This is a genomic window from Roseivirga seohaensis subsp. aquiponti (assembly GCF_001267955.1).
Taxonomy (GTDB): domain Bacteria; phylum Bacteroidota; class Bacteroidia; order Cytophagales; family Cyclobacteriaceae; genus Roseivirga; species Roseivirga seohaensis.
On sequence record NZ_JSVA01000018.1, the window covers coordinates 60,929 to 82,940 of the forward strand.

A 22,012-nucleotide genomic window follows, 5' to 3' on the forward strand; every position below is an offset into this window, starting at 1 on the left:
ATCGGTAGGTTTTTTAGCGCATCGTTCAGAAATATTGGCTATTTTTGGATTTGACATAACCACACATATGGGAGTTATCAAGACGAAGAAGATTTTAACAGACGAGAAAAAAGAAATTACCATATCTAAAGCATTGTTGGAGAAGGCTTACCGCCTGATGCACACCGCCATGAACATGGCGATGACCTACGAGGAGAACAAGGCGATTTGCAGTAAATACGTTCATAGTACATCAAGAGGGCACGAAGCTATTCAATTGGCAGCAGGACTTTCTTTAATGCCTCATGATTTTGCTGCACCTTATTATAGAGATGAATCCATCCTTTTGGGAATAGGAATGCAGCCTTATGAGCTCATGCTTCAACTTATGGCTAAAAAGGACGACCCTTTTTCTGGCGGAAGGACCTATTATGGTCATCCTTCTTTAAAAAGAGAAGGCTTTCCTACTATACCTCACCAAAGTTCGGCAACGGGAATGCAGGCCATACCAGCTACGGGAATGGCGCATGGAATCCATTATTTGGAAAGCCAAAACTTACTAAAGGGAGATGGAAAGCCAGTTGTGCTTTGTTCGCTTGGCGATGGTTCTGTAACAGAGGGTGAAGTTTCTGAGGCCTTTCAAATGGCGGTACTTCATAAGCTACCAATCGTCTATTTGATTCAAGACAATGATTGGGGTATTTCTGCGACTGGTGCTGAAATGCGTGCTATGGATGCTTATGATTTTGTTTCTGGCTTTACAGGCATGGAGCGCATGCGTGTAGATGGAAGTGATTTTGTAGATTCCTATGAAGGTTTGCAGAAAGCTTTTAACTATGTGAGAGAAAATAGGGCGCCAATTCTTGTTCATGCGAAAGTGCCTTTATTGGGGCATCACACATCGGGAGTAAGAAAAGAATGGTACAGGGGGGATTATGATGAGCACCTGAAGAATGACCCAATTCCGAGGTTAAGGAAAGAACTGAAAAGGCGAGGATGGAAGGAAGCCCAACTGGTAAAAATAGAAGATGAAGCCTTGGCTTTTGTGCAGGCAGAATACGCAAGAGCAATCAATGCCGATGATCCGGACATTACTACGTTTATGGATCATGAGTTTGCACCTACGCCAATTACTGAAGAGAAAGGGCAAAGAAAACCGAGAGGAGCCGAAAAGGTAGTGATGGTTGATGCTGCACTTCATGCGGTTGATGATATTTTAAAAACACACCCTGAATCATTATTCTACGGACAGGATGTGGGAGGAACATTAGGTGGAGTATTCCGTGAAGCCGCTACGCTTGCTCAGAAATATGGAGATGATCGTATTTTCAATACTCCAATTCAAGAGGCCTATATAATTGGGTCAACTGCGGGAATGTCGGCCATTGGGGCTAAGGCCATTGTAGAGATTCAATTTGCGGACTACATCTGGCCAGGAATTAACCAGTTGGTAGAAGAGCTTTCTAAAAGTTGTTATTTGTCGAAGGGGCAATTTCCAATACAATCTCTGATTAGAGTGCCGATTGGAGCTTACGGTGGAGGAGGCCCATACCATTCGGGAAGTATAGAGTCTACTTTGCTCAATATCAGAGGAATTAAAGTGGTTTATCCATCAAACGCTGCCGATATGAAAGGTTTGATGAAAGCGGCTTTCCATGATCCTAACCCAGTGGTGATGTTGGAGCACAAAGGTTTATATTGGTCCAAAGTACCAGGGACTGAAGGGGCAAAAACATTTGAACCAGATAGCGATTACATCATTCCACTAGGTAAATCTCGAATTGATCAAGAAGCGACTGAGGAGGCTATTGAAAATGGTGAAAGCTGTGTGGTGATTACTTACGGCATGGGTGTTTATTGGACAAGAGCAGCGTCTGAAGCTTTCAAAGGACAAGTAGAAATACTTGATTTAAGAACCTTAAACCCAATAGACTGGGAAGGTGTTATTGCATCAGTAAAAAGGCATAATAAGGCTTTAGTACTTACAGAGGAGCCTTTATTGAATTCTTTTGCCGAATCTTTAGCGGGGCGTATATCACAAGAGTGTTTCCAAATTCTGGATGCACCAGTAATGACTTATGGTGCGGCTAATTTGCCTGCAATACCATTGAATGTAGATTTAGAAAAACAGATGCTTCCTACTGCTGAAAAGGTAAAAGGAACGCTTTCTCAATTGTTGAATTACTAATTGAGAAAATTAATAGAAATATGAGCGGCTGGTTTTTGATCAGTCGCTTTTTTTATGCGGCTAATGTTAGAAAGCGTAACCCACTCCAATATTCCATACCGTTTGGTTGGTATCGGTAAAAGGTTTTCTCCATCGTTCACCGTTTGGAAAGCGAGGGTCACGAATTTTATGTCCAATATCGAACCTGAATACAAGGAAAGAGAAATCGAAGCGAAGCCCGATTCCCGCCCCCACAGCTATTTCTTTATAAAAGCGATTGAATTTAAAATCGGCACCTGACGATAAAGTAATTGGATCGCTTGGGTCGTCAGGCGCTTCGGTATCGCGAAATTTCCACACATTGCCGGCATCTACAAAAAAAGCCCAATCTAAAAAGCCCACAATATTAGCCCTGTACTCTGCATTTATTTCTAATAGAATTTCTCCTGGCTGTTCAAATCGATAACTGTCTTTTGAACGGTCGGCTACAAGGTTTCCTTCTGAATCTCTAACGTTATCGCCATTGTCGTCTAGCAGGTAAGGAAAAGCAGAGCCAGGCCCCAGTCGCCTTGGTGTCCAAGCGCGGTTGCTATTACTTCCACCCGAAAAAAAGTATTTTTCATATGGTAAGTCTGCTCCATTGTAAGGGTCAGCAATGCCCATATTGCCCCTGAATACTAATGCCCTTTCTCTGCTTAACGGATAATACCTCCGGTAATCTACCTGAAATTTCAGAAACTGATAGTTGGTTAAATCGTTGTTTCGCAGAAGGCCTGTTCCAGTAAGGTTTAGTATACTTCCGCCTGCTTCAACAAAATAGCGGAAGAATGAAGAGGGCGAATTGGTGTTTGAGTAATCGTTATTCAAAGTAGCATTAAAGGAAGTACTACTCACAAAAGAGGGTTCAAAAGCCAACTTCAGAGTGTTTCCTTGTGCTTCGAGTCGGTCTAATAAAGCATCAAACTCTTCACTTCTGAATGGAGTATAAATCAAATTGACGTCTGTCAGAGTAAGCGTATAGTTCTTGCTACCCTTAAGGTTTTGCCAATTGTAAGATAAATTTCCATTAATGTTTTCTCGCTTGTACTGTGTTCTATCGGTGTAAGAATACCCCAAAGACACAGTAGTTCGGGGGTTGAAGGTTCCTAAGTTTAATTCCCGAGAAGGAAAGGGGGTGATGAATCTAGGAAAACTTAGTGATAGGTTGCCGCCATACTGAAGGTTAGAGTTTGAAGATTCAGATGAATTTGATTTTGCGATTCCTTCTATTCCAACAAAAGCATTGAGTTCTAATATTTCTAAACCTCCGAAAACGTTTCTGTCTTTTAAAGATAGGTTATAAAATGGCCCTGGATAACTCGATTGAGTGTTGTTGGTTACATTTAAACCTAGCTCTTGTGTAAGTTGATATTTCTTGAGCGGAGCGGTATAGAAGTTGGTCACCATTTTACCAGGAACTAAGGTGGTGTCAAAATTAATATTGACATAGCGAAACATGTCGATGGCCAATAGTTGTCGCTGCGTATTGATTACACTGGTATAGTTGTATAATTCGCCTTTTCTAAAAATTAGACGTGTGTCGATTACTTTAGGGGAGTAGTAATTTAAGCCTGAAACATAACTTACATTTTCATACTCTGTGGTGTCCGTAGGCATATCACTGCCGTTGCTATTGAATATAATAGAGTCCATTTGATAGATTTGATGCTTAGGCTTATCAGATGGCTTGTTGATAACTGTTGAAACCCATAAGTCAAGTTCATTTGGTTTAAAAAATACATCGAACTCGATAAAGCCCTTGGTAAAATTAAAATAGCCATTGTCTTTCATTAAAGATTCAATTCTCTCCCTTTCTTGGTCGATTTTATCTTTGCTGTAAGGGTCACCAATTTTCAGGAAGGACTTTGATTTAGTAGCATTGATTAAGTTACTTAATGTAGAATCTCCTGTTCTTAAAGTAAGGCTGTCGATATAACTGCGTGGGCCTTCATCCACAATGAATTTTTGATGAACCTTTCTTCGTTTCTCTTTTACTTCAATATCGATTTGCGCTTTCAAAAAACCATTGAAATTGAGGTAAGTGAGCATACGCTCCTTTGAATTAGCTATGGCTAGGCTATCATATACGGCCAGGGGAGTTCCTGTGCGCATTGGTAAATTACCGTTCCGTAATTTGTTTTCATACCGGTCAAGTTTTCTCTTTTTATTGGTTTCAAGCCGTGAAGTTGATTTCCCATCTTCTTCCCTTGCTGAAATCTTTTTGTCCATCTTCTCAATGTATTCTCGTCTGTCCTGATTGATTTCTGCGGTGTCATAACTGTTTTCGCCAAGTTCATAGATTGCCGCGCCAAGTGGACCCAGAAGTGGAATTCTAGTGTTCGGAGTAAGGGTTATTTGTTCAGAAAGTGCATCTTTGTTGGCTTTTTCAACGCCTACAATGCTTTGTTTGTATAGAAGTTTTTCGCCATCTTCCAGATGTCTGACGCCTGTACAACCATTGATTAGGATGGTGAAAAAAAGAATTAAGAATATTAGATTTTCCGACTTCACAAATAGCTTTCGATATGCTTTCTAAACGATTGATAAAGTACTTTAAATCTCTTCAATTAAAAAAATATAGACATCAAGAACGTAAGTTTATTGTGGAGGGAGCAAAAGGCGTTTCTGAAGTTCTAGCGTCTGATTTCGTCATGGATTATCTTTTAACAACCAAAGCCTACGCTGAATTGTTACCCACAGACCAATTATCTAAGGTAAAGGAAGTGATTGAAGTGACGGAAAGCGAATTGAAAGCCGTGGGCACATTTCAAACCAATAGTGCGGCTTTAGCGGTTGTTTCGATGGAAGAAGAGCATGATTTTCTACTCCCTAATGATAGACTGGTTCTTGCACTTGATGATGTTCGTGACCCCGGTAATTTGGGCACAATTATTCGCATTGCAGATTGGTATGGAATTGACACCATTATATGCTCTTTGGAATCGGCAGATTTTTATAACCCTAAAGTGATTAACGCTAGTATGGGGTCATTTACACGAGTTAAGGTGTATTATAAAGACTTAAAGGAAGTTTTTACAGCGACTGAATTGCCTGTTTATGGAGCCTTACTTTCTGGCGAAAACATCTATAAATTTCAATTGACCAACAGAGGTATTCTGTTAATGGGGAATGAATCACAAGGAATTAATCCTGATTTGGAACAGTATATTTCCCATTCGTTACATATTCCAAGAAGAGGAGGGGCGGAGTCGTTAAATGTGGCTATTGCTACGGCCGTTATTTTAGATAACTTCTTTCGTTAAAAGATTTTATCTCCACTTTCTAAACTTGCTTCTTCTTGAAGCTGTTCCGAAATTTCTTTCCCTAAGTACCGATCAATAAAGAAATGCGCGACATAAAGCAAAGGAGTGAGCGCAATTGCAATTAGAAATTTATAGATGTAATTGGTTACACCTACCGCTAAAACTTGTTCTATAGGCCAAGAGCCAAGGAAATAGAAGGCCACGAAAAGCACAACAAAGCTATCGATAAGCTGAGAAATTAGGGTAGAGCCTGTAGCACGAAGCCAGATTTTATTTTGCCCTGTTATTTTTCTTAGCTTATGAAAAACGTAAACATCTACAAACTGACCGATCAAAAAGGCTACAAGTGATGCGAAAATAATATTCAACCCTTGTGAGAACACCTTTTGAAATGCTTCATCAATATTGAATGGGTTGCCTTGCGCATCTGTAGCAAATACTCCAAGCCAGAAGTCTGCAGGCACAAGTTTGATGGCTAAATATATTACCAGAAAGGCATAAGCAATAAGTCCAACGGTAATGTATGTAATTCGCTTTACGCCTCTTTTGCCAAAGTATTCATTAATAATATCTGTAGTAATAAACACTACGGGCCAAAGTAATACGCCCGCTGTTAAATTGAACTGAAGCATAAAATCTCCCATCAAGGAGATGTCTAAAGGTTCAAAGCCCAGTGTTTTTTCGAAAGAGAAAATTTTTCCGCCAATGAGCTCTGCAATCAGAGCATTTGTGATGAAAATACCAGCTAATACAATGAAGAGGTTGGTCTTTTTATTCTTCAGAATCGACTCGCCCATGGGTTATGGATTTAAGAAATATCGTCTAAGATAAAGTCTTCTCCTTCAATGGCAAGGTGAGAATTCGGGAAAATGGACTGGGCTTCGTATTTCAAGGGCTCTAACTCTTTATACCGAATGGAAAAATGCCCCATTAGTAGCATTCCAACATTGGCTTTTTTGGCAATGGTAGCGGCCTGCTTTGTGGTTGAGTGATATGTGTTTGCTGCTCTGTCTTCATGTTCTTCCATAAAAGTAGTTTCGTGATAGAGCATATCCGCATCTTGAATGATGGGGATAATGGACTCATCGTACTTGGTGTCGGAACAGAATGCATACTTATAAACCCGTTTTGGAGGTAAAGTCATTTGAGTGTGATGAAAAATAATGTTACCATCGCCATCATAGATGTCTTCACCATTCTTGAGTTTAATGATATTCTTGACAGAAAAGCCTTCAGGTATTTTATCTTTTATGATTCTTCTCTTCTTTGGTTTCTCAGCAAAAAGAAAACCAGCGCAAGGGATTCTATGGTTTAGCGGGATAGTGTAAACCCTAATAAAGTCATCTTCATGAATGAGTTTATTGGCCTTTGTATCTACAGGGTGAAAGTTTACCTGATAGTTAAATACGGTTTCAGAGTATTTAAGCTGTAAGGTGATAATTTCTGCTAAACCTGGAGGCCCATAGAGGTTAAGAGGCTTTTTTCTACCCATCAAATGCATGGTAGATAAAAGCCCCATAATCCCTAAATAATGGTCTCCGTGTAAATGAGAAATGAAGATATTATTGATGCGCTGAATAGGTACTCTATATCGTTTTAATTGAAGTTGAGTACCTTCTCCACAGTCCATTAAATAGAGATGCCCCTCAATAGTAAGCAACTGAGAAGTTTGGTTGCGCTTATGAGCTGGAGCTGCAGAATTAGAGCCTAATATCTTTACTTTTATACTCAAATCGCTGAATTAAGCTTCGCCTTCTTCAGCTCCCAATTCCTTTTTAATCTCTGTCATCGTAATAAATTCGATGGCTTCATTTGAAGTAGGAAGGATGTCTAAAATTTTGTGTAGCTGAGAAAGCTCAATCAGTTTCTGAACCATTGGTTGTAAACTGCTTAATACAAGCTTGCCTTCATTTTCTGTACAGATTCTATTTCCTGTTAGAATAGCGCTTAGACCAGAAGAATCGCAATATTTGGTGGCAGAAAGATCTAAAACTATATTGGTAACACCTTGAGTACTAAGGTTTACAAACTCTGATTTCAAACCTGGGGCAATAGTAGCATCCAGTTTATCTTCGTCTAGTTTTAAGAGTGTGTATTTTTCTTGTTTATCTACTGTAAATTTCATCGTCTTATTTTTTATTTAGGTATCCGAGGATATTATTTTCAATTCTTTTTTCGATTTCTTGAGTGGGGTGTTTTACAAACTTATCACCTGTTACTTTTTCGAAAAGTTCAATATACCTGTCTGAGATTGATTTAACAACCTCGTCTGTCATCTCAGGAATTTGTTGGCCTTCTTTGCCTTGAAAACCGTTTTCAATTAGCCACTGTCTTACAAACTCCTTAGAAAGTTGTTTTTGTTTTTCGTTGTTTCGTTGCCTTTCTTCATAGCCTTCTTTGTAAAAATACCTTGAAGAATCAGGCGTATGGATTTCATCAATTAGGTAGATTTCTCCATCCTTATGGCCGAATTCGTATTTGGTATCTACCAAAATTAACCCCTGATCGGCTGCTAGTTCTGTTCCTCTTTTAAATATGGCTTGAGTATATTTTTCAAGTTGTTTGTATTCTCGTTCCGATACTAGCCCTTGCTTTAGTATTTCTTCCCTTGAAATATCTTCATCGTGACCTTCTTTAGCTTTGGTGGTTGGGGTAATAATAGGGAAGGGGAGCTTGTCATTTTCTTTTAAGCCATCAGGTAACTCTACTCCGCAAAGTTTTCTTTTCCCAGCACGATATTCGCGCCAAGCATGCCCGGCTAAATAACCACGAATCACCATTTCAACAGGATAGGTTTCGCACTTTAAGCCAATACTCACATTAGGGTCTGGAGTAGCTTGAATCCAATTTGGAACGATATCTTCCGTAGCTTTTAAAAACTTAGAAGCAATTTGGTTTAAAACCTGCCCTTTATAGGGGATTGCTCTCGGGAGCACCACATCAAAAGCGGAAATTCTATCTGACGCCACCATGGCAAGAAAATCGCTAAAGAAATAAATATCTCTAACCTTTCCTCTGTAGAAATGGGATTGGTTCGGGAAGTTGAAGTTGGTTTCTTTAATACCTTGGATCATTTGGCAAAAATAGTCAAAAAATACTCTTGCTTAATGATTGGTTTAGTTTTCTGACGAACTGATTAATTTGCCTCTAGAATAGACTTCTTTTTTGGTCACCACTCCATTTTCGTTGTAGTATTGCCAAGTGCCTTCACGCATGTCGTAACGATGATTTCCCTTGATTTTCACCTTTTTTCCATCAAAGTATTCTGTGTAATTACCAGACTTAGATCCGTTGACATAACTAGTCTCACTTTTTACTTTTCCATTAGGAAAGAATATGGTTTGGATACCTGTGTTTCGTCCGTACTGATAAGGCGATTGTTTTTCTAAGTAACCGTCTTTGTTGTACTCTTTATAAAAACCGTTTACTGTTCCGTTGCTGTAAGGTGTTTCGGTTTTTTTTTGTCCATTTTCAAAAAACTCAACCCAAGTTTTGTTTGGAGAAGCGTTTATGTAGAACTGAGTCTTCTTTAAATTTCCGTTTTCATAATATTCCTGAATGTTTACATCTTGGGTTACGCGCGTGTAATCTTCAATTTTCTTTATTTTCCCACTTTCATAGTAGGTGTAATTTTTACCCACTTTAGCTCCTTTATCATAGGTGAATTTTTCTTTCAGAGAACCGTCTAAATAATAGCTTTTTACTTCACCTACATAAATACCGTCAACATATTGGCCTTCGTCTAATAGGCTTCCATCTCCATCAAATCGCTTGAACGGACCATTTTTATAACCGCCAACATATTGGTATTGCCATTCAACTTGACCATTCTTATAGTAGGTCAGGTATTTGCCTTCAATTACTCCTTGCTTATAGGTAAATTCAGAAGAGACTTCGCCTGTTTGGTAATAGGTTTTGGCTGGCCCGTGCTGGGTGCCGTTGTTGTATTGAAATTCTGATTTCAAACTTCCTGAAGGAAAATATTCTTTTGCCCAACCAATAGGGGTGCTGTCATTAAATTGTGTTTCAGTTTTCTTTGTGCCGTCTTCGTAATAAGATGTGACCAAGCCATTGAGTTCTCCATTCTTGTAGCCTCCGTCTTGAATGGGTTTTCCCGAACGAGATAAAATTTGAAAAGGCCCTGTTTTCTCTCCGTGGTCAAAAGTAATGGTGCTTAACTTCTTTCCGTTTTCATAATATTCGTTGAATACTCCGTTGGGTTTTCCGTTTTCGAATTTACCCTTCATAGCTATGCCGCCTTCTTCGTAGTATTTAACATACTCACCATGTATTTTGGTGGTGTCGTTATCTAGAATGTAGTATTCTTCTTTGACGATTTTATTTTCTGGCGGATAATATTTTACCACCTTCTGCTGACCCAATAGAGAAATGGAGCCACTGATTATCAGGATGAATGAGAATAGGTGTTTCATAAAAAAAGCCTTACGTAAAGTTACGAAAGGCTTTTTGGTTTAGTATAATTGATATTATAATTTTTCAATAACCATGGCTGAAGCGCCACCGCCACCATTACAAATGCCAGCAACTCCAATGCTGCCTCCTTTTTGGTGTAGCACAGAAGTTAGTGTAGTTACAATTCTACATCCTGAAGCACCTAGCGGATGTCCCATGGCTACGGCACCACCGAATACGTTTACCTTTTCAGGGTCTAAGCCGAGTTCAATGTTGTTGGCTAAAGCTACAGCCGAGAATGCCTCATTGATTTCATAATAATCTACTTGCGATTTATCTACGCCAGCCATTGCCATTGCTTTAGGGATGGCCTTTGAAGGGGCTGTTGTAAACCACAGTGGATCTTGAGCAGCGTCTGCAAACCCTATAATTCTAGCGATTGGCTTAATGCCCAATTCGTCTGCTTTTTTCTTGCTCATCAATACCATTGCCGATGCACCATCATTAATCGTAGATGCGTTGGCAGCTGTAACAGTTCCTTCTTTACTAAAAACAGGTCTCAAAGAAGGGATTTTTTCGAACATTACATTATGAAATTCTTCATCCTCATCCATAATTATTGGATCACCTTTTCTTTGCGGAATTGCAACTGGAATAATTTCGTTTTTGAAATGTCCTGCAGCAGTTGAAGCGGCTACTTTTTTATAAGAATTGATTGCGAATTCATCTTGTTGCTCTCTGGTAATTCCCATTTCTTTAGCGGTATTGTCAGCACAGTTTCCCATTGGAAATTGATTGTACACCTCCCAAAGACCATCGTGCAACAGGCCATCAGTCAATTCTCCATTACCATATTTGTAGCCGAAACGCGCCTTTGGAATATAATAAGGAACATTGCTCATGCTTTCCATTCCTCCTGCTACAATTACATCCTGAGCACCAACCATAATCGACTGGGCTGCAAACATTGCGGCCTTCATTCCAGAGGCGCATACTTTGTTGATGGTAGTGCAAGGTACTTCATTGCTGAGTCCAGCACCTATTGCAGCTTGCCTAGCTGGAGCTTGACCTAAGCCCGCTGAAATTACATTGCCCATAAAAACCTCTTGTACATGCTTAGGGTCTAAGCCAGCTTTTTCTAAGGCGCCTTTAATGGCAAACGATCCTAGCTGTGTGGCAGAAAAGCCTGCTAATTTACCTCCAAAACTTCCTATTGGAGTTCTGGCTGCTGATACTATATAAACTTCATTCATATTGAATTATTTAATTTACCTAACGAGTGTTAGCAAATGTAAGAAATACTGAGCCAAATAGGAAAGGAAAAGCCTGATGATAAAGTAGTGATCTCAGCGAGGTGAAGAGCTTGAGCGAATAATTTGTTTGGTTATTATGATGAAATGTTGGCATAAACTCTTAAATTAATGACTAGGTGTTTTACCTAATTTAATAAAAACGAATTCAATCATATTTGATGGTTCCACCTAGGTCACTCTTTTAGGTGTTTTTCAATAAGTGGATAAATCCCCTTTTCAGTCTTATTAGGGTGGGAAGTAATTAATTGAGCCATAAGGAAATTGCAGTAATGAAAGGTAAGAAAGTAGATGGAAGCGACCATTGGCGCTATGAGAGGGAGCAACTCTTTGATGCAATTGCAGGTAATAGAGCGTTGATTGACTCACTATTAGAGACGAATAATGATGGCGTTACATTGACAAGTGAAGCAGGGAATCTATTGGTGGCGAATAATCAATTTAAAAAGCTAATAGGTTATTCATTAGAACAAATAGAAGGAAGAAAACTGGTAGATTTTGTTGAGCCAAAATTCAAGAAGTCTTTTGAAAAGAATCATCAGAGGGCATTTGAGGGCGAACGTGTCGAGTCGGTAGAGTATGAGTTCATTACAAATTCAGGGTCGGTTATAGAGGCATCCGAGGCAATACAAATTATTAATATTGGCAGTAGTCAATACTTGCTTTCGAGTATCAAAAGCATTACTGAAGAGAGAGAAAATCAACAAGAATTAAATAGTCTATACGCTGCTATTAATAAATCTTCCAATGCTATAGTAATCACCGATACTGAAGGAATTACACTTTACGTAAACGATGTTCATGAGAGTTTTACTGGGTTTAAACGAGAAGAATCATTAGGTAAATTGGTTACTCTTTTTGATTCTAATTTTATAGAACCTGAGGTTGTCGAAGAAATCAAGCAGCAGTTAAACAAGGGTAAACAATGGAAAGGTAAATATACCTCTCAGCGTAAAAGCGGTATGTTCTTCGATATTCAGATTACGGTGTCGCCTGTAATAAACGATGATGGTAAAACAGAGGCCTTTTTGTTTTATACAGAAAACATTGGTATTGAAGAATATATACATGATCGTAAAATAAAGGAGCTCGATTTGATGAATACCAAAGAGCTTTTGTCACGAACGGAGAAGATTGGAGGAATAGGTTCTTTTAAAATGAACCTCAAAACAAATAAAATTGTATGGTCCGACAATATTTATAATCTCTTAGGCATGCCTGTTTCAGAAGGGCCTTCACTGCGTTTCTTCCATAAAATAATCAAAGAAGATAGGTGTGTTATTCAGTTGACCCTCGACTTAAAATCTGGAGAAAGAGCTAGCTTCAATTTTAGAATGAATATTGAAGGTGGGGTTAAGCATTTGTACTGCGAATTGGAGCGGAACGGAGAAGATTTGACGGGAATGCTTAGAGATGTAACAAGCGAGATGCTCTCTAATTTGGCACTAAAGGAGAGTGAAGAAAAATACAGGTTTCAGTCAGAAGCACTACCTCATATTCTTTGGCTCGTTGATGCTCAGGGTAGCTTGACATATCTAAATAGTAGAGGGAGGTCTTACTTTGGAATTCACGATCATTCGTTTTTCGGTGCTAAGTGGTTGGATTTTGTTCACCCTGATGATATTCTTTTGATAAAGACAAAATGGAAGGAAACAAATCGAAATAAGACTACTTTTTCTGAACAAGTACGAATTAAAAACTCAACAGGAATTTATAGGTGGTTTATGGTTTCTGTATCTCCCATGTTAGATGAATCGGGGAATATCACCTCTCTTATCGGTATCTCAACAGATGTTCATGATCAGTATCTAATTCAGGCGAACTTAAAAGAAAATGAACAGAAGTTCAGGACCATTTTTGAACAGAGTAATGATGCAATGGTCATCTTAAAAGATGGTTTCTGCCTAGATTGTAATACCAATGTCAAAGCAATTTTTGGTATAGCAGAAGAGCAGCTTAAAAATGAAAAACTTTGGAGGTTTACTCCAGAATATCAAACCAATGGACGCCTTTCTGAAGAATTTGTCGCTGAACAAATTGAGAACGTCTTGAAAAACGGTCAGGCAAATTTTTTCTGGGATGTAAAGAAGAGCAATAGTAAGATCATTTTCTGCGAGGTAAACCTAAGTAGAATTATGATAGATGGGGATGTTTTTATTTTTGCTGTTTTTAGAGATGTTACTGGCAGAGTTAAAGCAGAAAAGGAATTGTTGGATAGCAAGCAAAAAATGATGCTGGCCATCGAATCTGCCAGAATTGGAACATGGGAATTGAACCTGAAAACTGGCAAGACCCGATTCAATGAATACTATGCAGAAATGCTGGGGTATGATTTCGATGAGATTGTTCACGAACAAGCCTTTTTTGACGAACGTGTCCATCCAGACGACTTAGAAAGAATCAATACTGGTTTATACGGAGAGGCAGTGAATACTAGCGGAGAGTTTGAATTATTAATTCGGGTTAAAGGAAAAGACGATAAATGGCGCTGGGTATTAGACCGAGGCAAAATTATAGAAAGAGATAAAGATGGTAAGCCGCTTATAATCTATGGCACCCATATAGACTTTACCGAATACAAAGAGAAAGAAAAGGCGATTGTAAATGCAAACCTTAAGTATGAGTTAGCTGCTACTACGGCAAAAACTGGTGTTTGGGAATGGGATATGGTTTCAGACTACCTAGTTTGGGATAAAGGGATGGCTTCAATTCATGAAAGAAAACTTCCGAAGGATAACCAAATTAAAATTTCTGATTGGCTCGAATATGTTCAGCCAGCCTATAAGGAATTACTTACCCTGAATTTAGGCTCTTTAGTAAAAAATAGAGGGGTGTTTGATGTTGAATATGAGATTAAGACTAAGTCTGGAAAAATAAAGAGAGTAAGATCAACAGCCAAAATTTTCCGAATCAACGAAGAAGAGGGGGATAAGATAATTGGGCTTAATTTAGATATTACAGATTCCTACCTCAAAGACCAAGAATTGTTAGAAAATGAAGAGAGATTAAAACTTGCATTTGATGGAGCCAATATGGCTTTGATGGACTGGGACTTGGAAACCAATACTGTAAGTGTAAGTGATAATTATTTAGAAATTATAGGTCAGGAAAAAGATAGATACGATCCTTCCAAAGATCAATTTATGGATTCTGTGCTTCATCCTGACGATAGTGAGAAAGTACGAATGCTTTTTAGTAAACTTAAAGTAGGAAAACTCAGACATTACGAACTTGAGTATAGAGTGCTTACTCAGAACAACGAATTGCGTTGGCTTAGATCAAAAGGTAAAACTTTTGTTGACACAAACGGCAGGCTAAGAGTGATAGGCTTAACAATGAACGTAACTGCCACCCGCATTGCTCAAGAACAGCTTATGGAAAGTCAAAGGGTTTTAAATTTGGCTATTTCTGGTACTAAACAAATAATTCTGGACTGGGATATTAAGAACGATTTACTGGAATGGAATGAAAATTACTACGAACTGATAGGAAGATCGAAATATGACTTTGAGAATGATGTCACAGATTATGTGAGAAAAAGTGTTTTTACAGAGGATGTTAAATTAGTTTGTGATTTGGCTGCAAAGCTTAAATCAGGAAAGATTAATGAGGTAGATGTTTTGGTGAGGCTTGTGACCAATATGGGTGATGTAAAGTGGATGAGGGCCTTAGGTAAAAATGTAGAATTCGATAAAAGCGGACTCCCGAAAAGACATGTCTGTACTCTAATGGATGTGACCAAGGAAAGAAAGCTCACGCTTGACCTTGAAAAATCATATGCGCAATATCAGTCGTTAGTCGAAGACATACCAGGGCTAGTGTATAGCGCTAAATATCCATCCAAAGAATTCGTCTATGTAAATGCGTATTGTCTTGAGTTAACCGGGTTTACTGCCGATGAGCTGATAAAAATAGATCCTTTACAATATCAAAAACAAATTCATCCAGACGATAAAAGGTTTGTAGAATCTAGCCTCAATGCAGCAATAAGCAATAAGCAGCCCTATAGACTGAGTTACCGAATTCTTGATAGAGAAGGAAAAATAAAGTGGCTTTCGGAATTCGGGCATGGTATTTTTGACCAAAATGGAGTTCCGTTATCTATCGAAGCTTCTGTTTTTGATATTACAGACAGAATAAGGTCAGAAGAAAAAGTATTGGCCGCCATTTTAGATGCCGCAGATCATGAGCGTAGCCGTATTTCTCGCGAGATTCATGACAGTTTACAACAAACTTTAACTATTGCTTCGCTCAACTTAGAGTTTGTTAAAAAAGAAAAACACCTCTTAAGCCCAAAGGTGTTGGAACGATACGAACGTGGCTGGCAAAACCTAAGAAAGTCGCTAGATCAAACCCGCGAAATTGCCCATAGATTAATGCCGAAAGCTATCGAAGATTTTGGATTAACAGAAGTTGTTAAAGACTTAGTAGATGAATTGAATGCTACTTCTTCGGTGAATTTCGAATTCATTACTAACTTAGAGGAAGAACGACTTAATGTTAGTACTGAAACTAGCTTCTATAAAATTATCCAAGAGTCAATAACTAATATTATTAAGCATGCTCAAGCGGAGAGTGTTTCAATACAACTGCTTAAACTTTCCGAAAGCATTCAACTAATAATTGAAGACGATGGGCAGGGTTTCGACATGGATAATATAAATTTCAATTCTTCAGGCTTTGGCTTAGCAAGTATGAAAAATAGAGCTAGTGCTCTTTCAGGTGAATTTATTCTTGACTCTTTCCCAGGAAAAGGAACCTCATTAATTCTAAATGTACCATTGGATAACTCAAAAATAGCATATGAAAACGATTAAAATATTTCTCGTTGACGACCATAAAATGATTCGTGATGGCATTAAATTTTACCTAGACGAGGATGAGAGGTTCGAGATTGTTGGCGAAGCCAATAATGGGCAAGAAGCTTTATCTATGATTAGCAAGAATGGCAATTTCGATGTGCTTGTTACTGATATAGTAATGCCCTCAATGGATGGAATAGAGTTGGTGAAAAATTTAATTCAAGGGGCAACTATTGAATTTAAGATATTGGCACTTACAATGTTAAGCGAAACCCAACACATAAAGAAAATGCTCAATTATGGCATTCAGGGCTATATATTGAAGAGCAGTGGGGAGGAAGAGATAAAGCGGGCAATCACAGAAGTAGCTGCGGGCAATACTTATTACTCACAAGAGGTAACTACCATAATTATGAATAACCTTAGAGGTGATAAAACCAGGGGTTCTAGAATGGCTGTTGATATTCCTTTGACTAAGCGAGAAAGAGAGGTGCTTCATCTAATTGTTAAAGAGTATTCCAATCAGGAAATTGCAGATGAGTTATTTATTTCTGTTCGTACTGTAGATGCGCACAAACGGAATCTTCTTGAAAAAACCGGAGCTAAAAATATGGCTGGGTTAGCTGTTTTTGCATTAGAGAAAAGGCTTTTTGATGACATTTAATAGGTGACTTACCTATGTTTTAGGTGAAATTTGGATTTCTTTTTTGTAGGTAATCAATTCATGCTTTTTACTCTGGCTCTTGATTAAATTTATAGCTAAGAACAACCGCAGAGATTGATCTATTTAATAAAAGAGATCGTGATCTGCACATTCACCTAAAGCATGGACAATAAGAATCAGAAGGCGAATGACGGCCTTTCCTTTTCAACTACACAGTTTCAGCCATTCAATTTTGATCTTTCAAATATTTTGAGCCGTAATTTTACTGGGCCAATTTCTGTAATAAAGCTTAATACAGAACTTATTAATAGAATGGCCGTAGGTTGTGGTTCGAATGAAGGAGCCATGAGGGGGAGGGTTCGTAAAATACTAAATCAAGCAAATAATGTTGAGAATATATTAGAAGACCTACTTTTACTCTTGAGGATAGAACAAGGGATTCTTGAAAAGTCTAAACTGGAATATAAAGTTTTAGATTTAGAGGATCAGTTAAGTGTTTGTTTTGAAGAATATTCAGCATGTAGGCAACATAGGATTGAAGACTACCTTAAAGGTGTATATGTCTATACAGATTTTGAAAAAACAGTTTCGGCATTTGAAAGACTAATTAATTTGATGAGGGATTTCTCTAGCGGAGAGAAACCAGAACTTATTGTTAAGTTGGATAGCGACTTTGTAAATGTAAACATTACTATGGCCTTCCATGAAAGAAAGGACTTTTCGGAATGGGAATCGTTCTTTTCGTATCGCGTTAATTTTGATGACAACGAAAGAGCAAGCATGCTTTCACTTCGACTCTATTTAATAAAGAAACTCTTCAATTTAGCCGACTGCAACATTGTGGCGTCAAAACAAAATAATCGCGTTACTTTTATGATTGCTATGCCTCTGGCTCAAAGTATGGTTCAACAAAAGTCTGACAGTGCTAATCCAGATGCCGCTGCCTAAGTGTTTACCAATCTGGTTTGCTTGAGTCCTTTTTCTTAGTGGCTTTTCTTTTGTTTTGCTGAACATACTGAATTTCATTGTTCTTCATTGCCTCTAAAATCATCTGAGCCTTTTCCGGACTCATATTCATCTCTTCAAGCTTTTCTTTTAATTTCTCAAGAGGGTCTTTTTCTTGGGGTTTTTCTTCATTAGGATCTTGCTCTTCATCGTTTTGTTGCTGATCCTTCTTCTCTTGTTCTTGGTCTTTCTTTTCTTGTTCGTTTTTCTCCTGATCTTTCTTTTCTTGGTCGTTTTTTTCTTCCTGATCCTTCTTTTCTTGTTCTTGATCTTTCTTTTCCTGATCCTTTTTCTCCTCTTGATCTTTGTTTTCTTCGTTATTCTGCTCTTGTTGTTCTTGTTCTCTGATTAGTTTTTTCAGAAGCTCATAATTGTATCTGGCAGATTCGTTTTCAGGGTTTTTTCGGAGTGAATTTTTGAAATCATTTAAGGCTTGATCGGTAAGAGATTTCTTTTCTTCGGCTTTAGCGGCTTCACTTCTTTTATAAGCAATAATTCCCTTTTGATTAAATGCACTAGAGGCAATTACTTTGTTTTGAGCGTTGGCTGATAGTTCGTCATAATTATTGCTTGCAATGCTAGCGTACTTTAATCCTTCACTTGCCATTTCTACCTTGCTTTCGTCAAGCTCGTCTGGATTTTCTGAGGCTTCGTTTAAAACACCCAAAAGCTCTTTGTCGCCATAGGCTAAAAGATAGGCGGCATTAGCCATGTTTAGTCTGGCATCTTCATCCTCAACCAGCATAGAATCCAGTAGTCTTGCATAGCTGGTTATGGCTTGTTCATAATTCTTCTCGTCATAGAAAGCTTTCGCATCCTTCTTTAGGGCATTAGACTTAGCAATTTTGGTTACGGGGTCGGTTATGCTAGTAAATACTAAAATGAGCGTAATTAAATATTTCATAGTCGTAATGTCTTTCTTCTAATTAATGCATCTAAAATGAGCAGTAAAATGGCTGCACCTAGAAAATAATAGAATTTATTGGCAGAAGCATCGATCTGGCGAGTGTCGCGTACTTCGCCTTCTACTTCATTAATGGCTCTAATCAGTCGTTTAACGTCATTTTGATCTTCGTTAATCTCAAAATAATTTCCACCTGTATCTGCGGCCAACTTCCTTAACGATTCAGAGTTGAGCTTTGTTATTACCTCTTGCCCGTTTCTGTCTCGTTTGAAAGAGCGTCCTTCAGGAATTTTGGCTCCCTTTTCTGTGCCTACCCCAAGTGTAAAAAGCTTAACTCCTGTGTTTACTACTTTCTTGGCTGCTTTGTCGGTTTCATCCCCAAAATCTTCTCCATCGCTAATCATCAGAATAATTTTTGATTTCTGTTGGGTTATTGGTCCCTCGGCTGCCAATTCAAGTTTTTCCATCGCAATATTTAAGGGGGCGCTAAAGTCAGTTCCGGCATTGGGTACTAAATCAGTTTTGAGAGTGCTGATAAATAAATTAATAGCGCTTTGATCGTAAGTGAGCGGGCATTGAATAAATGCTTCGGAAGAGAATATAATTAAGCCGATTCTATCTGAGCTAAAGGCTTGAACAATATTGTTGAGCTCGTATTTGATTTTCGATAATCTAGATGGCTCAACATCTTCCGCGTTCATAGATTGAGACAAGTCCACAGCAATGTAAATGTCTTTACCTTCTGATTTAACTTCTTTAGTGGTTTCTCCAAAAGATGGCCCCATTAGTGAGAAGATGATGAGCGCGAATGCTAATGTACGTATTAATACTTTGAGCAACAGAGGCCTAAAACTGGTTTGCAGTCTTTTGGCAATTGTGGCTAACCGGAAGATATATGCAAAATAGGCAGCAATAAAAAGCCCTATAAATATGGCTTCTGTTGTTCCTATAGATTTAAACCAAGTCATGTGTTTTTTAGCTAATCGACAAAGATAGCAATCCTTTAACGTCTAGGTTAACCGTTTATAAAGCGCTTTCTAAAAAATCGCTGTTAAAGATTGTTAAATCAGTGCTTAAACACTTTTTAGGTGAATTACTAAGTTGCTATAACTACTAGAATCGAGTAGGTGAAATTCTAACACTTGATAGGTTAAAAACTATATGGATTTACCACATATTGCCTAATGATAATGATTAGTCAAATCTCCCATTCTATTAAGCGTAATCAACATTTTTCATATTAGGGAACAAGCCCATAAGATCGGCCGACCAATCAATGACCTTTGGAATACAGAACAATTAAATCTAAATGTCATGAAAAAGTTAATGATCATCGCAATCCTGCTATTAGTTAGCAACGTAGTTTTTTCTCAAACTCATTATTACAAGGCAAAATATGAAAAGCCTTTCACCTTTCAAGTGGCTCCCACTTACTTTAATTATGGAGGTGATTTATTCGGGTATCAAATTGGTATCAATTTTAAAGAAGTTTTCAACTTAAGTTATTTCCACACTCGAGATTATGACTTTGGTGAACGATACATGGACGATCGTTTCGCTGGAATTCAAAGTAGTGTAATGCTGCCGGTAGGAGAGTATATGCAAGTAGGACCTTCTGTAAGATTGGCAACATATAATACAGAATTACAAAAGGTATTTATAGCTGCCGAAGTAAGACTTGACCTAAGTGATGCTTGGAAGCTAGGTTTAGAATATGGTGCTGGTGATAAGAAGGGCTTTGGTTTGAAGTTTATCTGGAACATGTATTAATAATGAAATCATGGGACAGCACAACAGATTATATTTCCAGTCAGACCTTTTAGGGGTTAATGGAATAAACAGAGCAGGAGAAAGTAACATGAGTGAAAAGCGCTCACAGACCACTGATGGTAGAGAAGGGTATAGACTGATCTTTGACTTACCCCCTCGAATGAATGTGGTAAGTAATTCAAATGAGCAGTCGAAAAAAAGTACTGTGAATGCAAATACTGAAGAAGGGTTTTATCTAAAACAAATGAAACGTTCTTCTGAAGAGCATAATGTGATTAGAACTAAACTTAAGGGCGATGGTTCGCTCTCCGTAAATCGGAACCCACTAAATGGTTTTTTACGTGAGGTACTGGCTTGTGTTAAACCCAAAGTTTAGTAAGATGAAAAAAGTATTAGCATTTATACTATTGCTCTTTGGTTTGAGTTCGTGCTTAGATATTTATGAACAGCATGAGGTAGAGTACCTTATGCAAAAGGGGCAGCACACCAGTAAAAAGATAGGTGGTTTACCAGGTGAAAAACTGGGAACTTTAAAGTCAGATATGTTGGCTTTTACAGCAAGGTTTGATGAAACCGTACGGTACGATTTAGGAAATAAGAACCAAGAAGATATAAACAAGCTAATGGGTTTTTCTGATTGCAACAGTTTGCATCATGAAAACAGTGTAAGATTTGGCTGGAGGTATAGTGTAGAAAAAGACTTGGTTGAAATATTTTCATATGCCTACACGAGTGGGGTTGTGAGTTACCATCACATGGGTGATGTAGCTATTGATGAAACAGCATACTATCAGATTCAAATTGTAGACGATAAGTTCTATTTACTATTAAATGGAGAAATAGAGCAGGAGGTTGATCGTGGAGCAAATTGCGATACGGGTCTATATTATAAGCTCTACCCATACTTTGGAGGAGATGAAACAGCACCACATGATATATCAGTGTATATCAAAGAAATATTGAACCAATAAAGATTATCGGTGAGCGTTCATGGCTCATTGGTTAGTTGTTCTGAAGGAGGTCGATCTAGGATTGGCCTCCATTTTTTTTTGAAGTTAGCTTGAAGGAAGATGATTTAAGGAAAATACCTATAAGCTTTGGGGTTAAACCTAAATATTATAATTCGTTTTTCTCATATCTTATCTATTTGGTTGTGAGGTACTTTTATGCTACAGAATGACAACAACCAAAACCATGAAAACAGTAATCATTTTAATGTTGAGCTTAATATGTTTAGAAGCCTCATCTCAATCTCTTTATAAAAGAGCAAGGACTCCCAATTATACTTTAGAAATATCTCCTTCTGCCAATCGAACAGTTTATGGATGGAAATATGGCATTAGATTAGGAGTGGATTATAAATCACGGATTAAAGCCGGTTATACTAGATTAGAAAATTTCGACAATTCAGAGAAAGGGCAAAAAACGTTTTCTGGTACATATTTTCAATATGCTTTAAATCCTAAATCTAAATTCACATTGCTCCCTAGTCTCAAGGTTGGTTTGTATGATGGTCGCTTTTTAGCAATTCAGCCTACCATTGAAGGTTCTTTTGAAATGAAAGAGAATTTGTCACTCAATGCAGGTATAGGAAAGGTAGATGGTTTTGCAAGTTTTGATTTAGGCTTAAAATGGAAGCTGAACCTTACTAGGTAAAATACCGATGTCTCTTAAAGAATTACCTAAAATATATAAT

Annotated in this window: 18 protein-coding genes; 9 read left to right on the forward strand and 9 right to left on the reverse strand. The window is 38.0% G+C overall.

Annotation, left to right across the window (positions count from 1 at the left end; genetic code table 11):
- Window positions 1-67: 67 nt before the first annotated feature.
- On the forward strand, window positions 68-2,167 hold the full coding sequence (locus OB69_RS15330; protein WP_053224628.1) for an alpha-ketoacid dehydrogenase subunit alpha/beta: 2,100 nt from the start codon (window positions 68-70) through the stop codon (window positions 2,165-2,167).
- A 66-nt stretch (window positions 2,168-2,233) separates the two neighbouring features.
- On the opposite strand, the gene tamL is transcribed toward OB69_RS15330, so the two are convergent.
- The gene (gene tamL, locus OB69_RS15335; RefSeq protein WP_053224629.1) at window positions 2,234-4,696 is read right to left on the reverse strand and encodes a translocation and assembly module lipoprotein TamL; all 2,463 of its coding nucleotides are present in this window, start codon (window positions 4,694-4,696) and stop codon (window positions 2,234-2,236) included.
- A gap of 14 nt (window positions 4,697-4,710) precedes the next feature.
- On the opposite strand from tamL, the gene OB69_RS15340 reads away from it, so the two are divergent.
- Window positions 4,711-5,448, forward strand: coding sequence for an RNA methyltransferase (locus tag OB69_RS15340; RefSeq protein ID WP_053224630.1), 738 nt, complete (start codon window positions 4,711-4,713; stop codon window positions 5,446-5,448).
- On the opposite strand, the gene OB69_RS15345 is transcribed toward OB69_RS15340, so the two are convergent.
- Genes OB69_RS15345 through OB69_RS15370 form a run of 6 tightly spaced genes read right to left on the reverse strand, consistent with a single transcriptional unit; the run spans window position 5,445 to window position 11,114 of the window.
- On the reverse strand, window positions 5,445-6,245 hold the full coding sequence (locus OB69_RS15345) for a queuosine precursor transporter (RefSeq protein WP_053224631.1): 801 nt from the start codon (window positions 6,243-6,245) through the stop codon (window positions 5,445-5,447). The genes OB69_RS15340 and OB69_RS15345 overlap by 4 nt on opposite strands.
- An 11-nt stretch (window positions 6,246-6,256) precedes the next feature.
- Entirely contained in the window at window positions 6,257-7,180 is a 924-nt protein-coding gene (locus OB69_RS15350; RefSeq protein WP_053224632.1) for a ribonuclease Z, read from the reverse strand.
- A 9-nt stretch (window positions 7,181-7,189) separates the two neighbouring features.
- Complete coding sequence (locus tag OB69_RS15355) at window positions 7,190-7,573, reverse strand: STAS domain-containing protein (RefSeq protein ID WP_053224633.1); 384 nt, start codon at window positions 7,571-7,573, stop codon at window positions 7,190-7,192.
- Window positions 7,574-7,577: 4 nt separating this feature from the next.
- Complete coding sequence (locus OB69_RS15360; protein ID WP_245620840.1) at window positions 7,578-8,519, reverse strand: phosphoribosylaminoimidazolesuccinocarboxamide synthase; 942 nt, start codon at window positions 8,517-8,519, stop codon at window positions 7,578-7,580.
- 45 nt (window positions 8,520-8,564) lie between these two features.
- Window positions 8,565-9,881, reverse strand: a complete 1,317-nt coding sequence (locus tag OB69_RS15365; RefSeq protein WP_053224635.1) for a toxin-antitoxin system YwqK family antitoxin — start codon at window positions 9,879-9,881, stop codon at window positions 8,565-8,567.
- A gap of 54 nt (window positions 9,882-9,935) precedes the next feature.
- Complete coding sequence (locus OB69_RS15370; RefSeq protein WP_053224636.1) at window positions 9,936-11,114, reverse strand: acetyl-CoA C-acyltransferase; 1,179 nt, start codon at window positions 11,112-11,114, stop codon at window positions 9,936-9,938.
- 329 nt (window positions 11,115-11,443) lie between these two features.
- On the opposite strand from OB69_RS15370, the gene OB69_RS15375 reads away from it, so the two are divergent.
- The 3 genes from OB69_RS15375 to OB69_RS15385 all read left to right on the forward strand — a co-directional run bounded on the left by OB69_RS15375 (window position 11,444) and on the right by OB69_RS15385 (window position 17,585).
- Entirely contained in the window at window positions 11,444-15,988 is a 4,545-nt protein-coding gene (locus tag OB69_RS15375) for a PAS domain-containing protein (protein ID WP_157608604.1), read from the forward strand.
- Window positions 15,975-16,637, forward strand: a complete 663-nt coding sequence (locus OB69_RS15380) for a response regulator transcription factor (RefSeq protein WP_053224638.1) — start codon at window positions 15,975-15,977, stop codon at window positions 16,635-16,637. Before OB69_RS15375 ends, OB69_RS15380 begins: the two co-directional genes overlap by 14 nt.
- Before the next feature lie 162 nt (window positions 16,638-16,799).
- Entirely contained in the window at window positions 16,800-17,585 is a 786-nt protein-coding gene (locus OB69_RS15385; RefSeq protein ID WP_053224639.1) for a histidine kinase, read from the forward strand.
- Window positions 17,586-17,589: 4 nt separating this feature from the next.
- On the opposite strand, the gene OB69_RS15390 is transcribed toward OB69_RS15385, so the two are convergent.
- Together OB69_RS15390 and OB69_RS15395 are read right to left on the reverse strand one after the other, a co-directional pair.
- The gene (locus OB69_RS15390; protein WP_053224640.1) at window positions 17,590-18,546 is read right to left on the reverse strand and encodes a hypothetical protein; all 957 of its coding nucleotides are present in this window, start codon (window positions 18,544-18,546) and stop codon (window positions 17,590-17,592) included.
- The gene (locus OB69_RS15395; RefSeq protein ID WP_053224641.1) at window positions 18,543-19,514 is read right to left on the reverse strand and encodes a vWA domain-containing protein; all 972 of its coding nucleotides are present in this window, start codon (window positions 19,512-19,514) and stop codon (window positions 18,543-18,545) included. The genes OB69_RS15390 and OB69_RS15395 overlap by 4 nt, the downstream gene beginning before the upstream one ends.
- A gap of 346 nt (window positions 19,515-19,860) precedes the next feature.
- Between OB69_RS15395 and OB69_RS15400 the strand changes: the two genes are divergently transcribed.
- The 4 genes from OB69_RS15400 to OB69_RS15415 all read left to right on the forward strand — a co-directional run bounded on the left by OB69_RS15400 (window position 19,861) and on the right by OB69_RS15415 (window position 21,972).
- A complete protein-coding gene (locus OB69_RS15400) occupies window positions 19,861-20,316 on the forward strand; it encodes a hypothetical protein (RefSeq protein WP_053224642.1) in 456 nt (151 codons plus the stop codon).
- Window positions 20,317-20,326: 10 nt separating this feature from the next.
- The gene (locus OB69_RS15405; protein ID WP_053224643.1) at window positions 20,327-20,692 is read left to right on the forward strand and encodes a hypothetical protein; all 366 of its coding nucleotides are present in this window, start codon (window positions 20,327-20,329) and stop codon (window positions 20,690-20,692) included.
- A 4-nt stretch (window positions 20,693-20,696) separates the two neighbouring features.
- The gene (locus OB69_RS15410) at window positions 20,697-21,287 is read left to right on the forward strand and encodes a hypothetical protein (RefSeq protein WP_053224644.1); all 591 of its coding nucleotides are present in this window, start codon (window positions 20,697-20,699) and stop codon (window positions 21,285-21,287) included.
- A 223-nt stretch (window positions 21,288-21,510) separates the two neighbouring features.
- Window positions 21,511-21,972 (forward strand): hypothetical protein, encoded by a 462-nt coding sequence (locus OB69_RS15415; protein WP_157608605.1) that lies wholly within the window; start codon window positions 21,511-21,513, stop codon window positions 21,970-21,972.
- Window positions 21,973-22,012 lie beyond the last annotated feature (40 nt).

Coding starts and splice junctions, on each gene's coding strand:
- OB69_RS15330 (WP_053224628.1), top strand. CDS start 68: ATGGGAGTTATCAAGACGAAGAAGATTTTAACAGACGAGAAAAAAGAA.
- OB69_RS15340 (WP_053224630.1), top strand. CDS start 4,711: ATGCTTTCTAAACGATTGATAAAGTACTTTAAATCTCTTCAATTAAAA.
- OB69_RS15345 (WP_053224631.1), bottom strand. CDS start 6,245: ATGGGCGAGTCGATTCTGAAGAATAAAAAGACCAACCTCTTCATTGTA.
- OB69_RS15355 (WP_053224633.1), bottom strand. CDS start 7,573: ATGAAATTTACAGTAGATAAACAAGAAAAATACACACTCTTAAAACTA.
- OB69_RS15365 (WP_053224635.1), bottom strand. CDS start 9,881: ATGAAACACCTATTCTCATTCATCCTGATAATCAGTGGCTCCATTTCT.
- OB69_RS15370 (WP_053224636.1), bottom strand. CDS start 11,114: ATGAATGAAGTTTATATAGTATCAGCAGCCAGAACTCCAATAGGAAGT.
- OB69_RS15375 (WP_157608604.1), top strand. CDS start 11,444: ATGAAAGGTAAGAAAGTAGATGGAAGCGACCATTGGCGCTATGAGAGG.
- OB69_RS15380 (WP_053224638.1), top strand. CDS start 15,975: ATGAAAACGATTAAAATATTTCTCGTTGACGACCATAAAATGATTCGT.
- OB69_RS15385 (WP_053224639.1), top strand. CDS start 16,800: ATGGACAATAAGAATCAGAAGGCGAATGACGGCCTTTCCTTTTCAACT.
- OB69_RS15390 (WP_053224640.1), bottom strand. CDS start 18,546: ATGAAATATTTAATTACGCTCATTTTAGTATTTACTAGCATAACCGAC.
- OB69_RS15395 (WP_053224641.1), bottom strand. CDS start 19,514: ATGACTTGGTTTAAATCTATAGGAACAACAGAAGCCATATTTATAGGG.
- OB69_RS15400 (WP_053224642.1), top strand. CDS start 19,861: ATGAAAAAGTTAATGATCATCGCAATCCTGCTATTAGTTAGCAACGTA.
- OB69_RS15405 (WP_053224643.1), top strand. CDS start 20,327: ATGGGACAGCACAACAGATTATATTTCCAGTCAGACCTTTTAGGGGTT.
- OB69_RS15410 (WP_053224644.1), top strand. CDS start 20,697: ATGAAAAAAGTATTAGCATTTATACTATTGCTCTTTGGTTTGAGTTCG.
- OB69_RS15415 (WP_157608605.1), top strand. CDS start 21,511: ATGAAAACAGTAATCATTTTAATGTTGAGCTTAATATGTTTAGAAGCC.